Origin of the sequence: Streptomyces sp. NBC_00503 (assembly GCF_036346895.1) — a bacterium.
GTDB lineage: Bacteria > Actinomycetota > Actinomycetes > Streptomycetales > Streptomycetaceae > Streptomyces.
This window is the reverse complement of the sequence record NZ_CP107855.1, coordinates 5850963-5872691: the sequence shown is the minus strand read 5'-3', so window position 1 is coordinate 5872691 and position 21729 is coordinate 5850963. Positions and strand designations below refer to the sequence as shown.

Sequence of the window (21729 nt, the reverse complement as noted above, 5' to 3'; positions counted from 1 at the left end):
TCGCACACCGGCCGTACCCTGCGGGTGGATTCCCCGACGACGGCACCATGGCGAGCGCGAAGGTAAGTAACCTGGCATCCGATGTCCACCGCGTCGAAGGAGACTCGTGATCACGGCACGGGCGGCTGCCAGTTTTGATCCACAAGGGCGCTCGGTCGCCGCCGCCCGAGCGTTCGTCCGCGACACCCTCCAGGGGTGGGGCTTCGCGGACATCATCGACGACGCGGTCGTCCTCACCAGCGAGCTCGTCACCAACGCCGTGGTCCACGCCGGCACCCGCGCCGAAGTCCTGTGCCTGCGCACCGAGGACGGCGTACGGGTCGAGGTCGCCGACCGGTACCCGGAGCGCGAGCTCCCGCTCCACCTCCCCGGCGAGCGCCCGTACGCCGACCCGGACCGCGAGAACGGCCGCGGGCTGATGCTCTGCGCCGCACTCGCCACCCGCTGGGGCGTCGAGTACACGGCCGCGCACAAGCACGTGTGGTTCCGTCTCGACATGCCGGACCGTCCGGTCGGTACCCGCTCCGCGGGCCCGGTGGTCCCCGACCAGCTGCTGCCCCTCGCCGACAGCCGGGTCCGCGTCGCCGTCGTCCAGGTCGACGCCACCGACACCGTCTGCGGCTGGAACGAGGACGCCGAGATCATCTTCGGCCACCCCGCCGAGAAGGCCGTCGGCCGCCCGCTGGCCGAGCTCGCCGCCTGGCCGCAGACCCCCGGCACCGGGACCGGCATCGCCGAGGCCCTGCGCCTGTCCCGCTGGGAGGGCAGTTACGGCATCCGCGGCGCCGACGGCCGGGTCATCCCCGTCTACGCCTCCCACCTGCGGGTCCGCGATGCCCACGGCGAGCCCTCCATCGTCTGCCTCCTCGTCCACGACGACGAGCGCGCCCTGCTCATGAGTCCCGTCCGCGTCCCCGCCGACGCCGGCCACCTCTCCGAGCCCCGCCCCGCGGACCCCTTCGAGATCTTCATCGGCTCCCCCGCCCCCGACGACCTCGACGGCCTCCTCCAGCGCACCGTGGAGCGCGCCCGCGACCTCCTCGACGCCGACTCGGCCTTCCTCCTCCTCGCCACCGACGACGAGACCGAGCTGGAGGTCCGCGCCACCACCGGACTGCCCTCCACCCGCCAGCGATTCGCCCGCGTCCCCATCGAAGCCGGCACCAACCGGTGGGGCAGCGCCCGGATGCCCGCCGTCCACGACGACCTCTTCGTGGTCCCCGGAGCCGTCCCGCTGCTGGAATCCACCGGCATGCGCTCCGCCGTCACCGTGCCCCTCAAGGTCGAAGGCCGCCTCACCGGCTCCCTCGGCGTCGCCACCGAATCCCCCGGCCGCTACTCCAACGACGACGCCCTGCGCCTCCAGTTCGCCGCCGACCGCATCGCCCTCGCCGTGGAATCGGCCCGCCTCGGCGAGCTCGAACGGCTGCGCCGCGGCTCCCTCTCCTTCCTCGTCGAAGCCTCCGACCTGCTCGCCGGCACCCTCGACCGGGACCAGACCCTGGCCCTCATGGCCCAGATGACCGTCCCCACCCTCGCCACCTGGTGCGCCGTCTACACGATCGCCGACCCCGCCTCCGACCCGTACCTCTCCTACGTCCTGCACGAGGACGAGGAGCGCATCGACGGGCTCAAGGACCTGCTCTCGCAGGTGAGTCCGCCCGAACCGGTCCGCGAGGCCGGCGCCCGCCCCTGGCCCTCGACCGCCCTCGCGGTCGGCGGCGAGACGGTGGTCCTCCCCCTCCTCGCCCGCAACCGCGTCATCGGCATGCTGACCCTCGGCAAGCCCTCCGAGGAGCACTTCCGCCAGGAGATCCTCGAACTCGCCGAGGACCTCTCCCGCCGCGCCGCCCTCGCCCTGGACAACGCCCGCCTCTACTCCGAGCGCACCGCCATCAGCCGCTCCCTCCAGCGCAGCCTGCTGCCGCCCGGCTCCCCCGCCATCCCCGGCATCGAGGTCGAGGTCATCTACCGCGCCGCAGGCGAGGGCAACGAGGTCGGCGGCGACTTCTACGACGTCTTCCCGATCCGCCCCGGCGTCTACGGGTTCGCCATCGGCGACGTCTGCGGTACGGGCCCCGAGGCGGCCGCCGTCACCGGCCTGGCCCGCCACGCCCTGCGCCTCCTGGCCCGCGAGGGCCTCGGCGGCCCGGCCGTCCTGGAACGCCTCAACGCCGCGATCCTCGACGAGGGCGACCGCAGCCGCTTCCTCACCCTCCTCTACGGAGAGCTCCACCCCCAGCCCGACGGCAGCGCCCACATGAAGGTGGTCTGCGCCGGCCACCCGCTCCCGCTGCGCCTGCGCCCCAACGGCGAAGTCCTCCCGGCCGCCGACCCGCAGCCCCTCCTGGGCGTCCTGGAGGACCTCGACCTCTACGAGCAGACCCTGACCCTGGACCCGGGCGACGTCCTGCTCTGCGTCACGGACGGAATCACCGAACGCCGCGAGGGCACCCGCATGCTCGGCGACGACGGCCTCACCGAGGTCCTGAGCACGTGTACGGGCCTCACGGCCGGCGCGGTGGCCTCCCGGGTGCTGCGCGCCGTGGAGCGCTTCGCCGCCGAACCGGCCTCGGACGACATGGCCATCCTCACCTTCCGCATCCCGCAGCAGCGCGACGGCGACTGAAGCCGCCGCCGCGCCACGCCACTCACCGCCGAGGCCCCGCCACCAGGATCATGAACGACGGGCCTGCCATTTCCGGGGTCCAGGGCGCACTGCCCGTCTCGACGACCACGTCGTGTCCGGTGTCGGACCGGGACGGGGCCAGGGCCGACGACGGGGCCGGAGACGGCGCCGGAGACCGGGACAAGGACGGGGAGGCGCCGTCGGCAGCCAAGGCCGTCATGAACGTGCGGGCGAGGTGTCGGATCCGTTCGGTACTCATGAGGTTCCTCCCGTGGATCGAGGGCTGGGGACTCCTTCTCATCCCATTGCGCCCCGAACCCCGCCCCCGGTCATGGCCCGAATATTCGGGGCTTGACAAGGAGACCCGGCCCCCCTCACACGCAAAAGGGCCCCCGCCAAGAGGCGGGGGCCCTTCGCCGTCGTCCGTCAGACGTCGTCCCGACGGGTCAGGGGGATCCCGAGCACGTCCTGAACGTAGAGCTCCACGAACTCCGGCAGCCAGGGACTGGCCGCCATCCGGTCGAAGACCTTCACCAGCCGGTCGTCGGGCTCGTCGGTGAGCAGGACGATCCGCCAGGTGTTGAGCGGCTGGCCATTGGTGCCCGCGACACCGTGCTGTACGTGGAACAGCGGCTGGGTCACGGCCGCGTACAGGGGGTCGCCCTGAGCGTCGGGGAAGCTCTCCCGGCCGAGGAAGGTGACCACCTGACGGTCGTGGTTCAGGTACGTCTCTTCGAGTACGAGCGCGTACTCCTCGGGCTGGAGCCACAGCCGCTGCTGCGACTGCCTCACGAACGCGGCCCCCAGCTCCTCGCCCTCCCGGCCCGGAACCCAGGCGGAGACGGTGCCCTCCTTGACGACATTCGGAATGAAGGCACCGGGGTTGCCGGCCTTCCGCACTTCCATGTCCCAGAGCATGACCCGGTCCAGGGCCACCGACTCCGGCGCGGTATACCGCTCCCCCAGGATCCGGTTCACGTCCACGGGCGGCAGAACCGCCCGGGTGTACCGCGCGTCGCCCCAGGCCCGTTCGAACTCGGCCTCGGCCCCGGCCGTCATCTGATCCGCCATGACATTCCTCCCCTGGAACAGCTCTCAAGATCAGCGAGAAGAATACCCCGGAACGCAAAAAGGCCCCCGCCAATGGCGGGGGCCTTCTCTCTTGGAGCCCTTTAACGGAATCGAACCGTTGACCTTCTCCTTACCATGGAGACGCTCTACCGACTGAGCTAAAAGGGCGGGTTGTTCGGCGGCGTCCTACTCTCCCACAGGGTCCCCCCTGCAGTACCATCGGCGCTGAAAGGCTTAGCTTCCGGGTTCGGAATGTAAACCGGGCGTTTCCCTAACGCTATGACCACCGAAACACTATGAAGTTAACCAACCGGATATGAACACAGTTCGTTACTTCAGAACTAACACAGTGGACGCGAGCAACTGAGGACAAGCCCTCGGCCTATTAGTACCAGTCAGCTCCACCCGTTACCGGGCTTCCACATCTGGCCTATCAACCCAGTCGTCTACTGGGAGCCTTACCCTCTCAAGGAGGTGGGAATACTCATCTTGAAGCAGGCTTCCCGCTTAGATGCTTTCAGCGGTTATCCCTCCCGAACGTAGCCAACCAGCCATGCCCTTGGCAGGACAACTGGCACACCAGAGGTTCGTCCGTCCCGGTCCTCTCGTACTAGGGACAGCCCTTCTCAATATTCCTACGCGCACAGCGGATAGGGACCGAACTGTCTCACGACGTTCTAAACCCAGCTCGCGTACCGCTTTAATGGGCGAACAGCCCAACCCTTGGGACCGACTCCAGCCCCAGGATGCGACGAGCCGACATCGAGGTGCCAAACCATCCCGTCGATATGGACTCTTGGGGAAGATCAGCCTGTTATCCCCGGGGTACCTTTTATCCGTTGAGCGACGGCGCTTCCACAAGCCACCGCCGGATCACTAGTCCCGACTTTCGTCCCTGCTCGACCCGTCGGTCTCACAGTCAAGCTCCCTTGTGCACTTACACTCAACACCTGATTGCCAACCAGGCTGAGGGAACCTTTGGGCGCCTCCGTTACTTTTTGGGAGGCAACCGCCCCAGTTAAACTACCCATCAGACACTGTCCCTGATCCGGATCACGGACCGAGGTTAGACATCCAGCACGACCAGAGTGGTATTTCAACGGCGACTCCACCATGACTGGCGTCACAGCTTCAAAGTCTCCCACCTATCCTACACAAGCCGAACCGAACACCAATATCAAACTATAGTAAAGGTCCCGGGGTCTTTCCGTCCTGCTGCGCGAAACGAGCATCTTTACTCGTAGTGCAATTTCACCGGGCCTATGGTTGAGACAGTCGAGAAGTCGTTACGCCATTCGTGCAGGTCGGAACTTACCCGACAAGGAATTTCGCTACCTTAGGATGGTTATAGTTACCACCGCCGTTTACTGGCGCTTAAGTTCTCAGCTTCGCCACACCGAAATGTGACTAACCGGTCCCCTTAACGTTCCAGCACCGGGCAGGCGTCAGTCCGTATACATCGCCTTACGGCTTCGCACGGACCTGTGTTTTTAGTAAACAGTCGCTTCTCGCTGGTCTCTGCGGCCACCCCCAGCTCACGGAGTAAATCCGATCACCAGGACTGGCCCCCCTTCTCCCGAAGTTACGGGGGCATTTTGCCGAGTTCCTTAACCATAGTTCACCCGAACGCCTCGGTATTCTCTACCTGACCACCTGAGTCGGTTTAGGGTACGGGCCGCCATGAAACTCGCTAGAGGCTTTTCTCGACAGCATAGGATCATCCACTTCACCACAATCGGCTCGGCATCAGGTCTCAGCCTTATATGAGGGACGGATTTGCCTACCCCTCGGCCTACACCCTTACCCCGGGACTACCACCGCCCGGGCTGGACTACCTTCCTGCGTCACCCCATCGCTTACCTACTACAAGTCTGGTTCGTCGGCTCCACCACTTTCCTTTCCCCGAAGGGTCCGGAACGGCTTCACGGACTTAGCATCGCCTGATTCGATATTGGGCGTTTCAAAGCGGGTACCGGAATATCAACCGGTTGTCCATCGACTACGCCTGTCGGCCTCGCCTTAGGTCCCGACTTACCCTGGGCAGATCAGCTTGACCCAGGAACCCTTAGTCAATCGGCGCACACGTTTCTCACGTGTGTATCGCTACTCATGCCTGCATTCTCACTCGTGAACCGTCCACAACTAGCTTCCGCTGCTGCTTCACCCGGCACACGACGCTCCCCTACCCATCACAGCGGGCGTTGGCCCTATTGCTGCAATGACACGACTTCGGCGGTACGCTTGAGCCCCGCTACATTGTCGGCGCGGAATCACTTGACCAGTGAGCTATTACGCACTCTTTCAAGGGTGGCTGCTTCTAAGCCAACCTCCTGGTTGTCTCTGCGACTCCACATCCTTTCCCACTTAGCGTACGCTTAGGGGCCTTAGTCGATGCTCTGGGCTGTTTCCCTCTCGACCATGGAGCTTATCCCCCACAGTCTCACTGCCACGCTCTCACTTACCGGCATTCGGAGTTTGGCTAAGGTCAGTAACCCGGTAGGGCCCATCGCCTATCCAGTGCTCTACCTCCGGCAAGAAACACGTGACGCTGCACCTAAATGCATTTCGGGGAGAACCAGCTATCACGGAGTTTGATTGGCCTTTCACCCCTAACCACAGGTCATCCCCCAGGTTTTCAACCCTGGTGGGTTCGGTCCTCCACGAAGTCTTACCTCCGCTTCAACCTGCCCATGGCTAGATCACTCCGCTTCGGGTCTAGAGCGTGCAACTCAATCGCCCTATTCGGACTCGCTTTCGCTACGGCTTCCCCACACGGGTTAACCTCGCTACACACCGCTAACTCGCAGGCTCATTCTTCAAAAGGCACGCAGTCACGACCGTTATTCCGAAGAATAACGGCGACGCTCCCACGGCTTGTAGGCACACGGTTTCAGGTACTATTTCACTCCGCTCCCGCGGTACTTTTCACCATTCCCTCACGGTACTATCCGCTATCGGTCACCAGGGAATATTTAGGCTTAGCGGGTGGTCCCGCCAGATTCACACGGGATTTCTCGGGCCCCGTGCTACTTGGGAGATTCTTAAGCAAGCCGCTGATGTTTCGTCTACGGGGGTCTTACCCTCTACGCCGGACCTTTCGCATGTCCTTCGACTACATCAACGGTTTCTGACTCGCCGACCGGCCGGCAGACCGATCAAAAGAATTCCCACAACCCCGCATGCGCAACCCCTGCCGGGTATCACACGCATACGGTTTGGCCTGTTCCGGTTTCGCTCGCCACTACTCCCGGAATCACGGTTGTTTTCTCTTCCTGCGGGTACTGAGATGTTTCACTTCCCCGCGTTCCCTCCACACTGCCTATGTGTTCAGCAGTGGGTGACAGCCCATGACGACTGCCGGGTTTCCCCATTCGGACACCCCCGGATCAAAGCTCAGTTGGCAGCTCCCCGGGGCCTATCGCGGCCTCTCACGTCCTTCATCGGTTCCTGGTGCCAAGGCATCCACCGTGCGCCCTTAAAAACTTGGCCTACAGATGCTCGCGTCCACTGTGTAGTTCTCAAGCAACGACCAGCCACCCATCACCCCACCAGACAAGCTGGCGAGTTCACTGGGGCCGGCATCGCAGAAGGCATGACCATACGGCCGTACCCTCAGATACCCAACAACGTGCCAAGCACGATCCCCGCCACTCAAACCGTTTTCCACGCCGAAGCAGTACTCACAGAAGGTTTTGGAAACCGTGCCAACTAATCAACGTTCCACCCTGAGCTGACCGTGCAGAACGTTTGTCTGCAATCGGTACTGTGCTCCTTAGAAAGGAGGTGATCCAGCCGCACCTTCCGGTACGGCTACCTTGTTACGACTTCGTCCCAATCGCCAGTCCCACCTTCGACAGCTCCCTCCCTTACGGGTTGGGCCACCGGCTTCGGGTGTTACCGACTTTCGTGACGTGACGGGCGGTGTGTACAAGGCCCGGGAACGTATTCACCGCAGCAATGCTGATCTGCGATTACTAGCAACTCCGACTTCATGGGGTCGAGTTGCAGACCCCAATCCGAACTGAGACCGGCTTTTTGAGATTCGCTCCACCTCACGGTATCGCAGCTCATTGTACCGGCCATTGTAGCACGTGTGCAGCCCAAGACATAAGGGGCATGATGACTTGACGTCGTCCCCACCTTCCTCCGAGTTGACCCCGGCGGTCTCCTGTGAGTCCCCATCACCCCGAAGGGCATGCTGGCAACACAGGACAAGGGTTGCGCTCGTTGCGGGACTTAACCCAACATCTCACGACACGAGCTGACGACAGCCATGCACCACCTGTATACCGACCACAAGGGGGGCACTATCTCTAATGCTTTCCGGTATATGTCAAGCCTTGGTAAGGTTCTTCGCGTTGCGTCGAATTAAGCCACATGCTCCGCTGCTTGTGCGGGCCCCCGTCAATTCCTTTGAGTTTTAGCCTTGCGGCCGTACTCCCCAGGCGGGGAACTTAATGCGTTAGCTGCGGCACCGACGACGTGGAATGTCGCCAACACCTAGTTCCCAACGTTTACGGCGTGGACTACCAGGGTATCTAATCCTGTTCGCTCCCCACGCTTTCGCTCCTCAGCGTCAGTAATGGCCCAGAGATCCGCCTTCGCCACCGGTGTTCCTCCTGATATCTGCGCATTTCACCGCTACACCAGGAATTCCGATCTCCCCTACCACACTCTAGCTAGCCCGTATCGAATGCAGACCCGAGGTTAAGCCTCGGGCTTTCACATCCGACGTGACAAGCCGCCTACGAGCTCTTTACGCCCAATAATTCCGGACAACGCTTGCGCCCTACGTATTACCGCGGCTGCTGGCACGTAGTTAGCCGGCGCTTCTTCTGCAGGTACCGTCACTTTCGCTTCTTCCCTGCTGAAAGAGGTTTACAACCCGAAGGCCGTCATCCCTCACGCGGCGTCGCTGCATCAGGCTTTCGCCCATTGTGCAATATTCCCCACTGCTGCCTCCCGTAGGAGTCTGGGCCGTGTCTCAGTCCCAGTGTGGCCGGTCGCCCTCTCAGGCCGGCTACCCGTCGTCGCCTTGGTGGGCCATTACCCCACCAACAAGCTGATAGGCCGCGGGCTCATCCTTCACCGCCGGAGCTTTTAACTCCCACCCATGCAGGCAGGAGTGTTATCCGGTATTAGACCCCGTTTCCAGGGCTTGTCCCAGAGTGAAGGGCAGATTGCCCACGTGTTACTCACCCGTTCGCCACTAATCCACCCCGAAGGGCTTCATCGTTCGACTTGCATGTGTTAAGCACGCCGCCAGCGTTCGTCCTGAGCCAGGATCAAACTCTCCATGAATGTTTACCCGTAATCGGGTGCACACGCACTTAGAGCGGGACAGTCATGTCGGAATAAGACCGACCGTCCACTGCGTCCTCGCTGTGTAATTGCCTGCAAGCACCACGGCAGAACCGCGACCTCACAGGTCTTTTTTCAAAGGAACCTCATCCACCGAGGTGGACGGGGTATCAACTTTTTGGCGTTGATTTTTGGCACGCTGTTGAGTTCTCAAGGAACGGACGCTTCCTTTGTACTCACCCTCTCGGGCTTTCCTCCGGGCGCTTCCTTCGTTCTTGTGTCTCCGACTCTATCAGACTCTTTCGTGTCCGATTCCCAGTCAGCGGGTTTCGCTTTCCAGTTCTTCGCTTTCGCGTTTCCCTTTCCTGCGATTCCAACTCTACCAGATCATTTCCGCACCCTGTCGGGCTTGGAATTGAATTGGATGGCCATTGGAGAGCCATTCCCTTTCGGGCGAGCCAGACTTTATCAGGTTTCCCAGGTCCGGATTCCCACCCGCCCGCGTGACATGGCCGGGCACACGTGTGTGCCGGGGTGTCGTGCGGGGTGGAGACGTAAACGTACTGGAGCGGGGCCCCCGGATGCAAATCCGGTTGCCCCGCTCCGGTGAGGTCGCTACGGCGAGGGTCAGACCTCGACGACGACCGGGAGGATCATCGGGCGGCGGCGGTAGCCGTCCGAGACCCACTTGCCCATCGTGCGGCGGATGAGCTGCTGGATCTGGTGCGGCTCGGCGACGCCGTCGGCCGCGGCGCGGGCGATGGCTTCCTCGATCTTCGGCAGGACCGCGTTGAAGGCCGAGTCCTCGATGCCGGAGCCGCGGGCCTGGATGTTCGGGCCGCTGACGACCTTGCCCGTGGTGCTGTCCACCACGACGTAGACCGAGATGATGCCCTCGTCACCGAGGATCCTGCGGTCCTTGAGCGAGGCTTCGGTGACGTCGCCGACCGAGAGGCCGTCCACGTAGACGTAGCCGGCCTGGACCTTGCCGGAGATCCGCGCCTTGCCGTCGATGAGGTCGACGACGACGCCGTCCTCGGCGATGACGATGCGGTCCTTCGGTACGCCCGTCAGGGCACCGAGCTCGGCGTTGGCGCGCAGGTGGCGCCATTCGCCGTGGACCGGCATCAGGTTCCGCGGCTTGCAGATGTTGTAGAAGTACAGCAGCTCGCCGGCGGAGGCGTGGCCCGAGACGTGCACCTTGGCGTTGCCCTTGTGCACGACGTTGGCGCCCCAGCGGGTCAGGCCGTTGATCACGCGGTAGACCGCGTTCTCGTTGCCCGGGATGAGGGACGAGGCCAGGATGACCGTGTCGCCGGGGACGATCCGGATCTGGTGGTCGCGGTTCGCCATGCGGGACAGGGCTGCCATCGGCTCGCCCTGGGAACCCGTGCAGACCAGGACGACCTCGTGGGGCGGCAGGTCGTCGAGGGTCTTGACGTCCACGACGAGACCGGCCGGAACCTTCAGGTAGCCCAGGTCACGGGCGATGCCCATGTTGCGGACCATCGAGCGGCCGACGAAGGCGACCCTGCGGCCGTACTCGTGGGCGGCATCGAGGATCTGCTGGATCCGGTGCACGTGGCTGGCGAAGCTCGCCACGATGATCCGGTTGTTGGCGTTCGCGAAAACCGTGCGCAGCACGCCCGAGATCTCGCGCTCGGGCGGTACGAAGCCCGGGACCTCGGCGTTCGTGGAGTCCGAGAGGAGGAGGTCGATGCCCTCTTCGCTCAGACGGGCGAACGCGTGGAGGTCGGTGAGGCGGTTGTCCAGCGGCAGCTGGTCCATCTTGAAGTCGCCGGTGCAGACGACCATGCCCGCACCGGTGCGGATGGCCACGGCCAGCGCGTCCGGGATGGAGTGGTTGACGGCGATGAACTCGCAGTCGAAGGGGCCCAGGTTCTCGCGCTCGCCTTCCTTCACCTCGAGGGTGTAGGGGCGGATGCGGTGCTCCTGGAGCTTCGCCTCGATGAGGGCCAGCGTCAGCTTGGAGCCGATCAGCGGGATGTCCGGCTTCTCCCGGAGGAGGTAGGGGACGGCGCCGATGTGGTCCTCGTGGCCGTGCGTGAGGACGATGCCCTCGATGTCGTCGAGGCGATCCCGGATGGACGAGAAGTCCGGCAGGATCAGGTCGATGCCCGGCTGCTCCTCTTCGGGGAAGAGGACGCCGCAGTCGACGATCAGCAGGCGGCCGTCGAACTCGAAGACGGTCATGTTGCGGCCGATCTCACCGAGGCCACCCAGGGGGGTGACCCGGAGGCCGCCCTTCGGGAGCTTCGGCGGCGGACCGAGTTCAGGATGCGGATGGCTCAAAAGGTTCTCCTTCACCACGCCCGCCACGTCCCCTCGGGGCACGTGGCGAGCGTGTCATTCGTGCACTTGCTGTGGTCTTGTGTGGTGCCGCTTGTTCAGTTGTGAAGTCTGATGTCAGAGCTGTACCCCGCCGGCGGCAAGATCGATCTTGAGCTGCGCCGTCTCTTCGGCGGTCAGCTCGATCAGCGGGAGCCGCAGCGGGCCCGCGGGCAGGCCCTGCAGGTTCAGCGCGCCCTTGGTGGTCATCACACCCTGGGTACGGAACATGCCGGTGAAGATCGGGAGCAGCTTCTGGTGGATCTCGGTCGCCTTCTGGACGTCACCGCCCAGGTAGGCCTCCAGCATGGCGCGCAGCTCGGGGGTGACCACGTGGCTGACCACGGAGACGAATCCGGCCGCGCCGATCGACAGGAGCGGCAGGTTCAGCATGTCGTCACCCGAATACCAGGCCAGGCCGCTCTGCGCGATGGCCCAGCTTGCACGGCCGAGGTCGCCCTTGGCGTCCTTGTTGGCCACGATACGGGGATGCTCGGCCAGCCGGACCAGAGTCTCGGTGTTGATCGGAACACCGCTGCGGCCGGGGATGTCGTAGAGCATGACGGGCAGCTCGGTGGCATCGGCGATCGCGGTGAAGTGCCGGAAGAGGCCCTCCTGCGGCGGCTTGCTGTAGTACGGGGTGACCGCGAGCAGGCCGTGTGCGCCGGTGCGCTCGGCCTGGCGGGCGAGCTCGAGCGTGTGGCGGGTGTCGTTCGTGCCGATGCCGGCGACCACGTGGGCCCGGTCACCGACCGCTTCGAGTACGGCTCGTACGAGGTCGTTTTTCTCCGCGTCGGTGGTGGTCGGAGACTCACCGGTGGTGCCGTTGATGATCAGGCCGTCGTTGCCTGCGTCCACCAAGTGGACGGCGAGACGCTGCGCGCCGTCGAGGTCAAGTGCGCCATCCGCCGTAAACGGCGTGATCATGGCGGTGAGGACCCGCCCGAAGGGGGTCTGCGGAGTCGAGATCGGAGCCATGGGTAACACGCTACTCGCTGCCACGCTCGCGGTGTCCCCTCGGGGGACGTGATGACGGTGTTGGAGCCCGGCACTGCCTGCTCGGGGGTTCAAGCAGTGCCGGGTCCGTTTGATCAGCCTAGATGAACTTTACCAAACGCCGCAATACGGACACTTCGGACTTGACCCGCACATCTGTGCGGACCGAGTCCGATCCGGCCTTACGGGGCGACGCGGCCGTTGCCGTTGAAGGCCGCGTACGTGAGCGGCATCAGGCCCGCCCAGTGCTGCTCCATCTTCTCGCCGACCATCTCGATCTCCCGCTGCGGGAAGGACGGGACCGCCGCCAGCTCGTGCTGGGTGCGCAGGCCGAGGAAGTGCATGAGCGAGCGCGCGTTGCAGGTGGCGTACATCGAGGAGAACAGGCCGACCGGCAGGACCGCACGGGCGACCTCGCGGGCCACGCCCGCCGCCAGCATCTCCTGGTAGGCCTCGTAGGCCTGGACGTAGGAGTCCTCCATGACCCGGCCCGTCAGCTCCTGCTGGGCCCGGGTGCCTTCGACGAAGACGTACTTGCCGGGGCGGCCCTCCTGGACCAGCTTGCGCTCGGCGTCCGGAACGTAGAAGACCGGCTCCAGCTCCCTGTAGCGGCCCGATTCCTCGTTGTAGGACCAGCCCACGCGGTGCCGCATGAACTCGCGGAACACGAAGATCGGGGCGCTGATGAAGAAGGTCATCGAGTTGTGCTCGAAGGGGCTGCCGTGGCGGTCCCGCATCAGGTAGTTGATGAGGCCCTTGGAGCGCTCCGGGTCCTTCTGCAGCTCCTCCAGCGACTGCTCGCCCGCCGTGGAGACGCGCGCCGCCCACAGCACGTCGGAGTCGGCGGCGGAGTGCTTCACCAGCTCCACCGTCACATCACTGCGGAAGCTGGGTTTCAGATCTGAAGCGGCGGTCTCGCTCACCGGGGGTCCTTCCGAACGGGTCTTACTGGGGGCGGCGACCACTCTACGGCGGTCCGCCGGGCGTTCCGCGCAGAGCGGGGCGGCCCGGACCTGCCGGTGCCGGATCTGACGCGGTGCCATAAAATTTGGTTAATGTCCCGAAATCCGGCACCGATCGGGGCTCTTGCACGTCCTACCCAGTAGAACGCGTCTACCCAGTAGAACGCGCAACCCGTCCCGCCCGCACCGCCCCAGGGCCACCACGGCCCCGATCGTGAGGAGACCGCTCCCGTGTTTCGCCGGCGCGAACCCGTCCCGTTTGCCTTCGTCGCCGAGGCCGACCGTTTCCGCAGCAACGTCACTCCGCCGCCGCGCGAGAGTCTGAGCAGGACCCAGCTCGCCGCTCGTAGTCTGGTCGGACTGACCGTGGTGGCAGGGCTCGTCGGTTCGCTGCTCTTCGGTCTGCCCGCACTCCAGCCGACCGCACCGGCGAAGTCGCAGCAGTCGGAGGCGGCCGAGGGGCGGTAGCCTCACGGGCACAGCCCAACCGAACGTGCATGTGAGTGAGGTCCTGCCGTGCCCCTGCCCTTCCTGACGGCCGACGGCGCATTCGACGCGCACGACAACGGGGAGACGCTCCCCTACGAAGACCCCGACCGCTGGCACCGCCCCTACCGCCCGGGGCCCTGGCGGGTGGCCGTGGCCGCGCTGCTGCTCCTGCTGGGGTCCTTCATGCTGCTCGCCACGGTGATCATCGCCGCAGCGGGCACCCTGGGCGGCACCCTGGGCGGCGCGATCGCCTCGCTCGCCGTGGTCGGCTCCGCCCTGCGGCTGCTGCGCACGGGGGTCTGGGTCAGCAGCAAGGGGCTGCGCCGGGTCGGGTTCTTCGTGACCCGCTCGGTGCCGTGGAGCCAGGTCGGCGAAGTCCGCACGGTGCAGCAGCCCGTGCGCTGGCTCGGACTGCCGAGGACCGTACAGGGCCAGGCCCTGACGGCCGCCCCGCGCAGTGGCGCGCCGCTGCCGGTGCTGCTGACCGATCACAGCGCCGATTTCCTCTCGCGCACCGAGGCGTTCGACCGGGCCGCCGGCTCGGTCGAGGCCTGGGCCGAGGAGTACCGGACGGCCGTACCCGCCTGAGCGGCGCCGGCCCGCGCGACAGTGCCCGTACAGGATTCCTTCCTGTACGGGCACTTTTCGAGGGCTGAGCGGCCCTACGAGCGCGGGCGTCCGTCATGCAGGGAGATGGCCCGCTGCATGGCCTGGCGGGCCCGCGGGGTGTCGCGGGCGTCGCGGTAGGCCACGGCGAGGCGGAACCAGGTGCGCCAGTCCCCCGGCGCGTCCTCCGTCTCGGCCCTGCGGCGGGCGAAGACCTCGTCGGCCGAATCCCGCTTGATACGGCCGTACGCGTCCCGTTCGAGCTCGTCGACGGGGAGCCCGCCCTCGGCCTCCAGCTCGGTCGCGAGCCGGTTGGCCCGGGTGACGAAGCGGGTGTTCTGCCAGAGGAACCAGACGCCGATGACCGGCAGGATCAGCACCGCCAGCCCGAAGGTGACGGTGAGCCAGGTGCCGTGCCGGATCAGCATCAGGCCCCGGCTGCCGGCCAGGACGAAGTACACGACCAGGACGGCTGCCGTGATGAAGTAGGCGATCTTCGCGCGCATGGTTCCGCTGTCTGCTCGTCAGCCGAGTTCGAGGAAGTTTTCCAGGCCGAACGTGAGGCCCGGGGTCTGCGTCACGCGGCGCGCACCGAGCAGGATGCCCGGCATGAAGCTGCTGTGGTGCAGGGAGTCGTGACGGATGGTCAGGGTCTCGCCCTCGCCGCCCAGGAGGACCTCCTGGTGGGCCAGCAGGCCCCGCAGCCGGATCGCGTGCACCGGGACCCCGTCGACGTCCGCGCCGCGCGCGCCGTCGAGGGCGGTGGCGGTGGCGTCGGGCTGCGCGCCGAGGCCGGCCTCGGCGCGGGCGGCCGCGATGAGCTGCGCCGTACGGGTGGCCGTGCCGGAGGGCGCGTCGACCTTGTTCGGGTGGTGCAGCTCGACGACCTCGACGGACTCGAAGTACCGGGCGGCCTGGGCGGCGAACTTCATCGTGAGGACGGCGCCGATCGAGAAGTTCGGTGCGATGAGCACACCGGTCTGCGGCGAACCGGCGAGCCAGGTGTTCAGCTGGGCGAGGCGGTCCTCGGTCCAGCCGGTGGTGCCGACCACTCCGTGGATGCCGTGGCGGATGAGGAAGTCGAGGTTCCCCATCACCGAGGCGGGGGTGGTCAGCTCGACGGCGACCTGGGCGCCGGCCTCGGCCAGCGTCTCCAGCTTGTCGCCGCGGCCGAGGGCGGCCACCAGCTCCATGTCTTCGGCGGCCTCGACGGCCTTGACCGCTTCGGAACCGATGCGCCCCTGGGCGCCGAGGACTGCCACGCGCAGCTTGCTCATGTCTACTTCGTCCCTCGATGAAATGCGGACTCGCGTCCTGATGGAACTCTGCCGGTGGAACTAGGCGACGGCCTCGTCGAGACGGGCCGCCTGCTTCTCCTTCAGCGGGCCGATCACCGCGAGCGAAGGACGCTGGGCCAGTACGTCCCGGGCGACCGACCGCACGTCGTCCGGGGTGACCGCCGCGATCCGGGCCAGCATGTCGTCGACCGACATCTGGTCGCCCCAGCACAGCTCGCTCTTGCCGATGCGGTTCATGATCGCGCCGGTGTCCTCCAGGCCGAGGACGGTGGAGCCGGACAGCTGGCCCACGGCCCGCCGGATCTCCTCGTCGGTGAGCCCGTCGGCGGCGACCTTGTCGAGCTCGTCCCGGCAGATCCGCAGTACGTCGTGGACCTGGCTGGGGCGGCAGCCCGCGTAGACGCCGAAGAGGCCGGTGTCGGCAAAGCCCGAGGTGTACGAGTACACGCTGTAGGCCAGGCCGCGCTTCTCGCGGACCTCCTGGAAGAGGCGGGAGGACATGCCTCCGCCGAGCGCGGTGTTCAGCACGCCCAGCGCCCAGCGGCGCTCGTCGGTGCGGGCCAGGCCCGGCATGCCGAGGACCACGTGGGCCTGCTCGGTCTTGCGGTTGACCAGCTCGACGCGGCCGGAGGTGCGGATCCGCTTGGTGCCGGTGCGCGGGCCGATCGGCTCCGCGTCGGTCCGGGTCAGGGATCCGGCCTTCTCGAAGGCCGCGCGGACCTGCCGTACGACCTTGTTGTGGTCGACGTTGCCCGCGGCGGCCACGACCAGGTGGGTGGGGTCGTAGTGCTTCTTGTAGAAGCGGCGGATCCGGTCGGCCGTGAGCGCGTTGATCGTGTCGACGCTGCCGAGGACGGGGCGCCCGAGCGGGGTGTCCCCGTACATCGTCCGGGCGAACAGGTCGTGGACCATGTCGCCCGGGTCGTCCTCGGTCATCGCGATCTCTTCGAGGATGACGCCGCGCTCGGCGTCGACATCGGATTCGAGGATCAGCGAGCCGGTGAGCATGTCGCACACGACGTCGATGGCCAGCGGCAGGTCGGTGTCGAGCACCCGCGCGTAATAGCAGGTGTACTCCTTCGCCGTGAAGGCGTTCATCTCGCCGCCGACCGCGTCGATCGCGGAGGAGATGTCGAGGGCGCTGCGCTTCTCGGTGCCCTTGAAGAGGAGGTGCTCCAGGTAGTGCGTGGCGCCGTTCAGCGTGGGCGTCTCGTCCCGGGAGCCGACGTGGGCCCAGATGCCGAAGGTGGCGGACCGGACGGACGGCAGGGTCTCCGTGACCACGCGCAGTCCGCCGGGGAGGACGGTGCGCCGGACGGTGCCGATGCCGTTGGTGCCCTTGAGCACGGTTTGGGTACGGGCGACGGCCCGCCCCTCCGAAGAGGGGCGGGCCGTCACACGGGAACTACGCGACATCACTTGTCGGAGTCGTCCTTGTCGGCGTCGTCGCCGGCGGCTTCGCCGTCGATCACGGGGACCAGGGAGAGCTTGCCGCGGGAGTCGATCTCGGCGATCTCGACCTGCACCTTGGTGCCGACCGCGAGCACGTCCTCGACGTTCTCCACGCGCTTGCCACCGGCGAGCTTGCGGATCTGCGAGATGTGCAGCAGGCCGTCCTTGCCGGGCATGAGGGAGACGAAGGCACCGAAGGTGGTGGTCTTGACGACCGTACCCAGGTAGCGCTCGCCGACCTCCGGCATGGTCGGGTTGGCGATCTGGTTGATCGTGGCGCGGGCGGCCTCGGCGGCCGGGCCGTCGGAGGCACCGATGTAGATGGTGCCGTCGTCCTCGATCGTGATCTCGGCGCCGGTGTCCTCCTGGATCTGGTTGATCATCTTGCCCTTGGGGCCGATGACCTCACCGATCTTGTCCACCGGGATCTTGACGGTGATGATCCGGGGGGCGAAGGGGGACATCTCGTCCGGCGTGTCGATCGCTTCCATCATCACGTCGAGGATGTGGAGGCGGGCGTCGCGGGCCTGCTTGAGGGCGGCGGCCAGAACGGAGGCCGGGATGCCGTCGAGCTTGGTGTCCAGCTGGAGCGCGGTGACGAACTCCTTGGTGCCGGCGACCTTGAAGTCCATGTCGCCGAAGGCGTCCTCCGCACCGAGGATGTCGGTGAGGGCGACGTAGTGGGTCTTGCCGTCGATCTCCTGGGAGATCAGGCCCATGGCGATACCGGCGACGGGGGCCTTGAGGGGCACACCGGCGTTCAGCAGCGACATGGTCGAGGCGCAGACCGAGCCCATGGAGGTCGAGCCGTTGGAACCGAGGGCCTCGGAGACCTGACGGATCGCGTAGGGGAACTCCTCGCGCGTCGGCAGGACCGGGACGATCGCGCGCTCGGCGAGCGCGCCGTGGCCGATCTCGCGGCGCTTCGGCGAACCGACGCGGCCGGTCTCGCCGACCGAGTACGGCGGGAAGTTGTAGTTGTGCATGTAGCGCTTGCGGGTCACCGGGGAGAGGGTGTCCAGCTGCTGCTCCATACGGAGCATGTTCAGGGTGGTGACGCCCAGGATCTGGGTCTCGCCACGCTCGAACAGCGCCGAGCCGTGCACGCGCGGGATGGCCTCGACCTCGGCGGCGAGGGTACGGATGTCCGTGAGCCCGCGGCCGTCGATGCGGACCTTGTCCTTGATCACGCGCTCGCGGACCAGGGCCTTGGTGAGACCGCGGTACGCGGCGGAGATCTCCTTCTCGCGGCCTTCGAAGGCCGGGAGGAGCTTCTCGGCGGCGATCTCCTTGACGCGGTCCAGCTCGGCCTCGCGGTCCTGCTTGCCCGCGATGGTCAGCGCCTGGGAGAGCTCGCCCTTGACCGCGGCCGAGAGGGCCGCGTACACGTCGTCCTGGTAGTCCAGGAAGACCGGGAACTCGCCCTCGGGCTTGGCGGCCTTGGCGGCCAGGTCGGCCTGGGCCTTGCACAGAGCCTTGATGAAGGGCTTCGAGGCGTCGAGACCGGCGGCCACGACCTCCTCGGTCGGCGCCTCGGCGCCGCCCTTGACCAGAGCGATGGTCTTCTCGGTGGCCTCGGCCTCGACCATCATGATCGCGACGTCGCCGTCCTCGAGCACGCGGCCCGCGACGACCATGTCGAAGACGGCGTCCTCGAGCTCGGTGTGCGTCGGGAAGGCAACCCACTGGCCGCGGATCAGCGCGACGCGGACGCCGCCGATCGGGCCGGAGAAGGGCAGGCCGGCCAGCTGGGTGGACGCGGACGCGGCGTTGATCGCGATGACGTCGTACAGGTGGTCCGGGTTGAGCGCCATGATCGTGGCGACGACCTGGATCTCGTTGCGCAGGCCCTTCTTGAAGGACGGGCGCAGCGGGCGGTCGATCAGGCGACAGGTGAGGATCGCGTCCTCGGAGGGGCGGCCCTCGCGGCGGAAGAAGGATCCGGGGATCTTGCCGGCCGCGTACTGGCGCTCCTCGACGTCCACCGTGAGGGGGAAGAAGTCGAGCTGGTCCTTGGGCTTCTTCGACGCGGTGGTGGCGGAAAGCACCATCGTGTCGTCGTCCAGGTAGGCAACGGCGGAGCCGGCGGCCTGGCGGGCCAGACGGCCCGTCTCGAAGCGGATGGTGCGGGTGCCGAAGGAACCGTTGTCAATGACGGCCTCGGCGTAGTGGGTCTCGTTCTCCACTAGCGTTTTCTCCATTTTCGTCGTCTCCGTCCGCCACCCGTGTGGTGGTGGACGGTTGCGGAGAAGCGCTCCTTGCGTGCGGGCCGGTCTTCGATCGAAGCATCCGGGGTTCGAGCCCGTTGCGGGCGTTCCGGGTGCCACTACCGAGGACCGGCGGCGTAGGGAGGGCGCTCCTCCTCTTCAGTTGTGCACGCCTTTAAGACGTCACGCGATCCAGACTACAAAGCGTCCGGCTGCCGCGCGCACGTACAGCAAAGGGAGCGGCCCCCTCAGCGCGGGTGCCGCTCCCTCCACAGCGTTTTTACTTGGCGCCGGCCGCACCGCGGCGGATGCCGAGGCGCTCGACCAGGACGCGGAAGCGCTGGATGTCCTTCTTGGCCAGGTACTGCAGCAGGCGGCGACGCTGGCCGACCAGGATCAGCAGACCACGACGGGAGTGGTGGTCGTGCTTGTGGGCCTTCAGGTGCTCGGTCAGGTCCGAGATGCGGCGGGACAGCATGGCGACCTGGACCTCGGGGGAGCCGGTGTCGCCCTCCTTGGCACCAAACTCTGCGATGAGCTGCTTCTTTACTGCGGCGTCGAGCGGCACGCGTACTCCTCGTAATAGGTCTTCGTTGCCACCGAGTGCCCCAGGTCGAATTCTCTGGGGATCTTCCGTAACTCGGGAGGCGGGGTCCGCTGAGCGCAGCCTCCAGAAGAATCCGGGGGCGCGTACACAAACGGCCGTCACACAGCGTACCAGGCTGCCGCTCTGCCCCGTCTCAGCTGGTGAGAGACCGGACCCGGGCGTAGACGTCGAGTGCGGCCAGGGTCAGCGGGACCAGGCTGAGCAGGACCGCCGCCTCGGTGAGGTCGAGCAGCCGCCCCCAGAAGGGTGACAGACCCTTGCGGGGAATGACCAGCGCAATTCCGGCGAGGAGGGCCGCGCCGGCGGTCACGGCCGCGGAGAGCCAGATCGTACGGAGATCGAGGCCGCTGTGGTCCCCGTAGCGGTCGAGCTCCACGAGGAGGTCCAGCGGCGGGTGCATCGCCAGGCCCAGGATCAGCAGGCCGAGGGCGGCGAAGCCGGCCACCAGGGTGCAGGCGACCTGGGAGGTGTAGCGGAAGAGGCGGGCGCGCAGCAGCATCGCGAGCCCGGTGGTCAGGGCCAGGAGCCGGGCCCAGGTGTTGTCGGAGAAGCCGAGGACGGCGGCGGAGCCGACGGCGACCGCGGCGCAGCCGCCGACGAGGCCCAGGAGCATCTCGTGGCCGCGGCGGGCCTGGGCGGCGATGGCCTCGGCGTCGAGCGGGGCCCCGGAGTCGTGCTGGTCGGTGCCGGTGCGCTCGCCGTGGGGCTCGGTCTCGTAGCGGTCCGGGGTCTCGTACTCGGCCACGGCGCTCTGCGGGGCCGCGTAGCCGATCGGGAGCCGGGCGAAGCGGGCGGAGAGGCCGGGGAGGAAGGCGACGAGGCCGACGGCGACGGGCGCGCAGACGGCCGCGGCGGAGGTCGCTGCGGCGTCGGCGGTGATGGCGGCGAAGGTGGCCAGGGTCCCGGTGGCGGCGAGGAAGGTGGCCGCGACGAAGGGAGCGTCGCCGTCGGGGGTGAGCGCGACGAGGGCGACGGAGGCGACGAGCACGCACACGCAGCCGAGGAGGAACTGGAGCCGGCCGGGGCCGTGGCCCGCGGCGGGGGCGACGATGCCGACTCCGGCGAGCAGCAGGTGGGGCACGGCAGCGAGGCCGAGGGCGACGGCGGAGCCGCGGTCGCGGTAGACCCGGGCCCGGACTCCGGCGGCGGCGGTCAGGAGCACTCCGACGGAGCCGCCGATGATCCCGGGCAGCCCGTGCATGTCGTGCAGGACCGGGTCGGCGTACCAGAGGACGAAGCCGAGGAGCACGAAGAGCAGGGCGGCGCCGGCCAGGCCCGCGCCGCGCAGCATGTCGTCGCTCCAGCGGTGGCGGTCGCGGACGACCGCGGAGGCGACGGCGTCGGAGACGTCGTCGAAGACGGCGGGCGGCAGGGACTCGGCGAAGGGGCGCAGGCTGAGCACTTCGCCGTCGAGGACCTGCTGGGCCGCGAGGGTGCGGGCGCCGTCGAGGACGGTGCCGGACCGCAGGACCAGGTGGAAGCCGGTGGGTGCGCCGACGGGCTGGGTCTGGCCGGTGAGGCGCAGCAGCTCGGGATAGATGTCGGCGACGGCGATGTCCTCGGGGAGGGCTACGTCGATGCGGCTGTCGGGGGCCACGACGGTGACCCTGCGGAAGCCGGTCGCCTCGGCGGTGTTCACCTGGTGTCCCCCGGTTGCTGTGTGCGTGCGGTCGCTGTGTGCGTGCCGTTGCCGTGTGCGTGCTGTGTGCTGCGTGCGTGCGCCTGCTGTGTGCGTGTCAGCAGGCGTGCAGTCGATTCGCGG

The 21729-nt window shown here is 66.8% G+C and carries 14 protein-coding genes, 1 tRNA gene and 3 rRNA genes; 3 read left to right on the top strand and 15 right to left on the bottom strand.

Going from position 1 to position 21729, the window contains the following annotated elements; genetic code table 11:
• The first annotated feature begins 106 nt into the window (after positions 1-106).
• On the top strand, positions 107-2629 hold the full coding sequence (locus OG490_RS27230) for a SpoIIE family protein phosphatase (RefSeq protein WP_330298893.1): 2523 nt from the start codon (positions 107-109) through the stop codon (positions 2627-2629).
• A 22-nt stretch (positions 2630-2651) separates the two neighbouring features.
• Here OG490_RS27230 and OG490_RS27225 read toward each other — a convergent pair whose 3' ends face one another.
• The 9 genes from OG490_RS27225 to thyX form a co-directional block, all read right to left on the bottom strand.
• Positions 2652-2888: a hypothetical protein gene (locus OG490_RS27225; protein ID WP_330298892.1), complete on the bottom strand. Its 237-nt coding sequence runs from the start codon at positions 2886-2888 to the stop codon at positions 2652-2654.
• Positions 2889-3055: 167 nt separating this feature from the next.
• Complete coding sequence (locus tag OG490_RS27220) at positions 3056-3700, bottom strand: hypothetical protein (RefSeq protein ID WP_330298891.1); 645 nt, start codon at positions 3698-3700, stop codon at positions 3056-3058.
• A 92-nt stretch (positions 3701-3792) separates the two neighbouring features.
• Positions 3793-3868, bottom strand: a tRNA-Thr gene (locus OG490_RS27215).
• Positions 3869-3873: 5 nt separating this feature from the next.
• Positions 3874-3991, bottom strand: a 5S ribosomal RNA gene (rrf, locus tag OG490_RS27210).
• Positions 3992-4065: 74 nt separating this feature from the next.
• Positions 4066-7189, bottom strand: a 23S ribosomal RNA gene (locus tag OG490_RS27205).
• A gap of 287 nt (positions 7190-7476) precedes the next feature.
• Positions 7477-9001 (bottom strand): 16S ribosomal RNA (locus tag OG490_RS27200).
• Together the 16S, 23S and 5S rRNA genes with 1 tRNA gene alongside form the textbook arrangement of a ribosomal RNA operon.
• Positions 9002-9628: 627 nt before the next feature.
• Positions 9629-11314 carry a ribonuclease J gene (locus OG490_RS27195; RefSeq protein WP_330301086.1) on the bottom strand — a complete coding sequence of 562 codons (1686 nt, stop codon included), beginning with the start codon at positions 11312-11314 and terminating at the stop codon, positions 9629-9631.
• A 114-nt stretch (positions 11315-11428) separates the two neighbouring features.
• A complete protein-coding gene (dapA, locus tag OG490_RS27190) occupies positions 11429-12328 on the bottom strand; it encodes a 4-hydroxy-tetrahydrodipicolinate synthase (RefSeq protein ID WP_330298890.1) in 900 nt (299 codons plus the stop codon).
• 200 nt (positions 12329-12528) lie between these two features.
• Positions 12529-13269 (bottom strand): FAD-dependent thymidylate synthase, encoded by a 741-nt coding sequence (thyX, locus tag OG490_RS27185; protein WP_330298889.1) that lies wholly within the window; start codon positions 13267-13269, stop codon positions 12529-12531.
• Positions 13270-13539: 270 nt separating this feature from the next.
• Between thyX and OG490_RS27180 the strand changes: the two genes are divergently transcribed.
• Together OG490_RS27180 and OG490_RS27175 are read left to right on the top strand one after the other, a co-directional pair.
• The gene (locus OG490_RS27180) at positions 13540-13776 is read left to right on the top strand and encodes a hypothetical protein (RefSeq protein WP_330298888.1); all 237 of its coding nucleotides are present in this window, start codon (positions 13540-13542) and stop codon (positions 13774-13776) included.
• A gap of 48 nt (positions 13777-13824) precedes the next feature.
• Complete coding sequence (locus tag OG490_RS27175; RefSeq protein WP_330298887.1) at positions 13825-14385, top strand: hypothetical protein; 561 nt, start codon at positions 13825-13827, stop codon at positions 14383-14385.
• Between the two features lie 74 nt (positions 14386-14459).
• Here the strand turns inward: OG490_RS27175 and OG490_RS27170 are convergent, their stop codons facing one another.
• The 6 genes from OG490_RS27170 to eccD form a co-directional block, all read right to left on the bottom strand.
• Complete coding sequence (locus tag OG490_RS27170) at positions 14460-14909, bottom strand: hypothetical protein (RefSeq protein ID WP_330298886.1); 450 nt, start codon at positions 14907-14909, stop codon at positions 14460-14462.
• Between the two features lie 18 nt (positions 14910-14927).
• Positions 14928-15680, bottom strand: coding sequence for a 4-hydroxy-tetrahydrodipicolinate reductase (gene dapB, locus OG490_RS27165; protein ID WP_330298885.1), 753 nt, complete (start codon positions 15678-15680; stop codon positions 14928-14930).
• Between the two features lie 60 nt (positions 15681-15740).
• Complete coding sequence (locus OG490_RS27160; protein WP_330298884.1) at positions 15741-17120, bottom strand: M16 family metallopeptidase; 1380 nt, start codon at positions 17118-17120, stop codon at positions 15741-15743.
• Positions 17117-19339 carry a polyribonucleotide nucleotidyltransferase gene (locus tag OG490_RS27155; protein WP_330301085.1) on the bottom strand — a complete coding sequence of 741 codons (2223 nt, stop codon included), beginning with the start codon at positions 19337-19339 and terminating at the stop codon, positions 17117-17119. The genes OG490_RS27160 and OG490_RS27155 overlap by 4 nt, the downstream gene beginning before the upstream one ends.
• Before the next feature lie 301 nt (positions 19340-19640).
• Entirely contained in the window at positions 19641-19928 is a 288-nt protein-coding gene (rpsO, locus tag OG490_RS27150; protein ID WP_330298883.1) for a 30S ribosomal protein S15, read from the bottom strand.
• A 172-nt stretch (positions 19929-20100) separates the two neighbouring features.
• On the bottom strand, positions 20101-21606 hold the full coding sequence (gene eccD, locus OG490_RS27145) for a type VII secretion integral membrane protein EccD (RefSeq protein WP_330298882.1): 1506 nt from the start codon (positions 21604-21606) through the stop codon (positions 20101-20103).
• Positions 21607-21729: the final 123 nt, after the last annotated feature.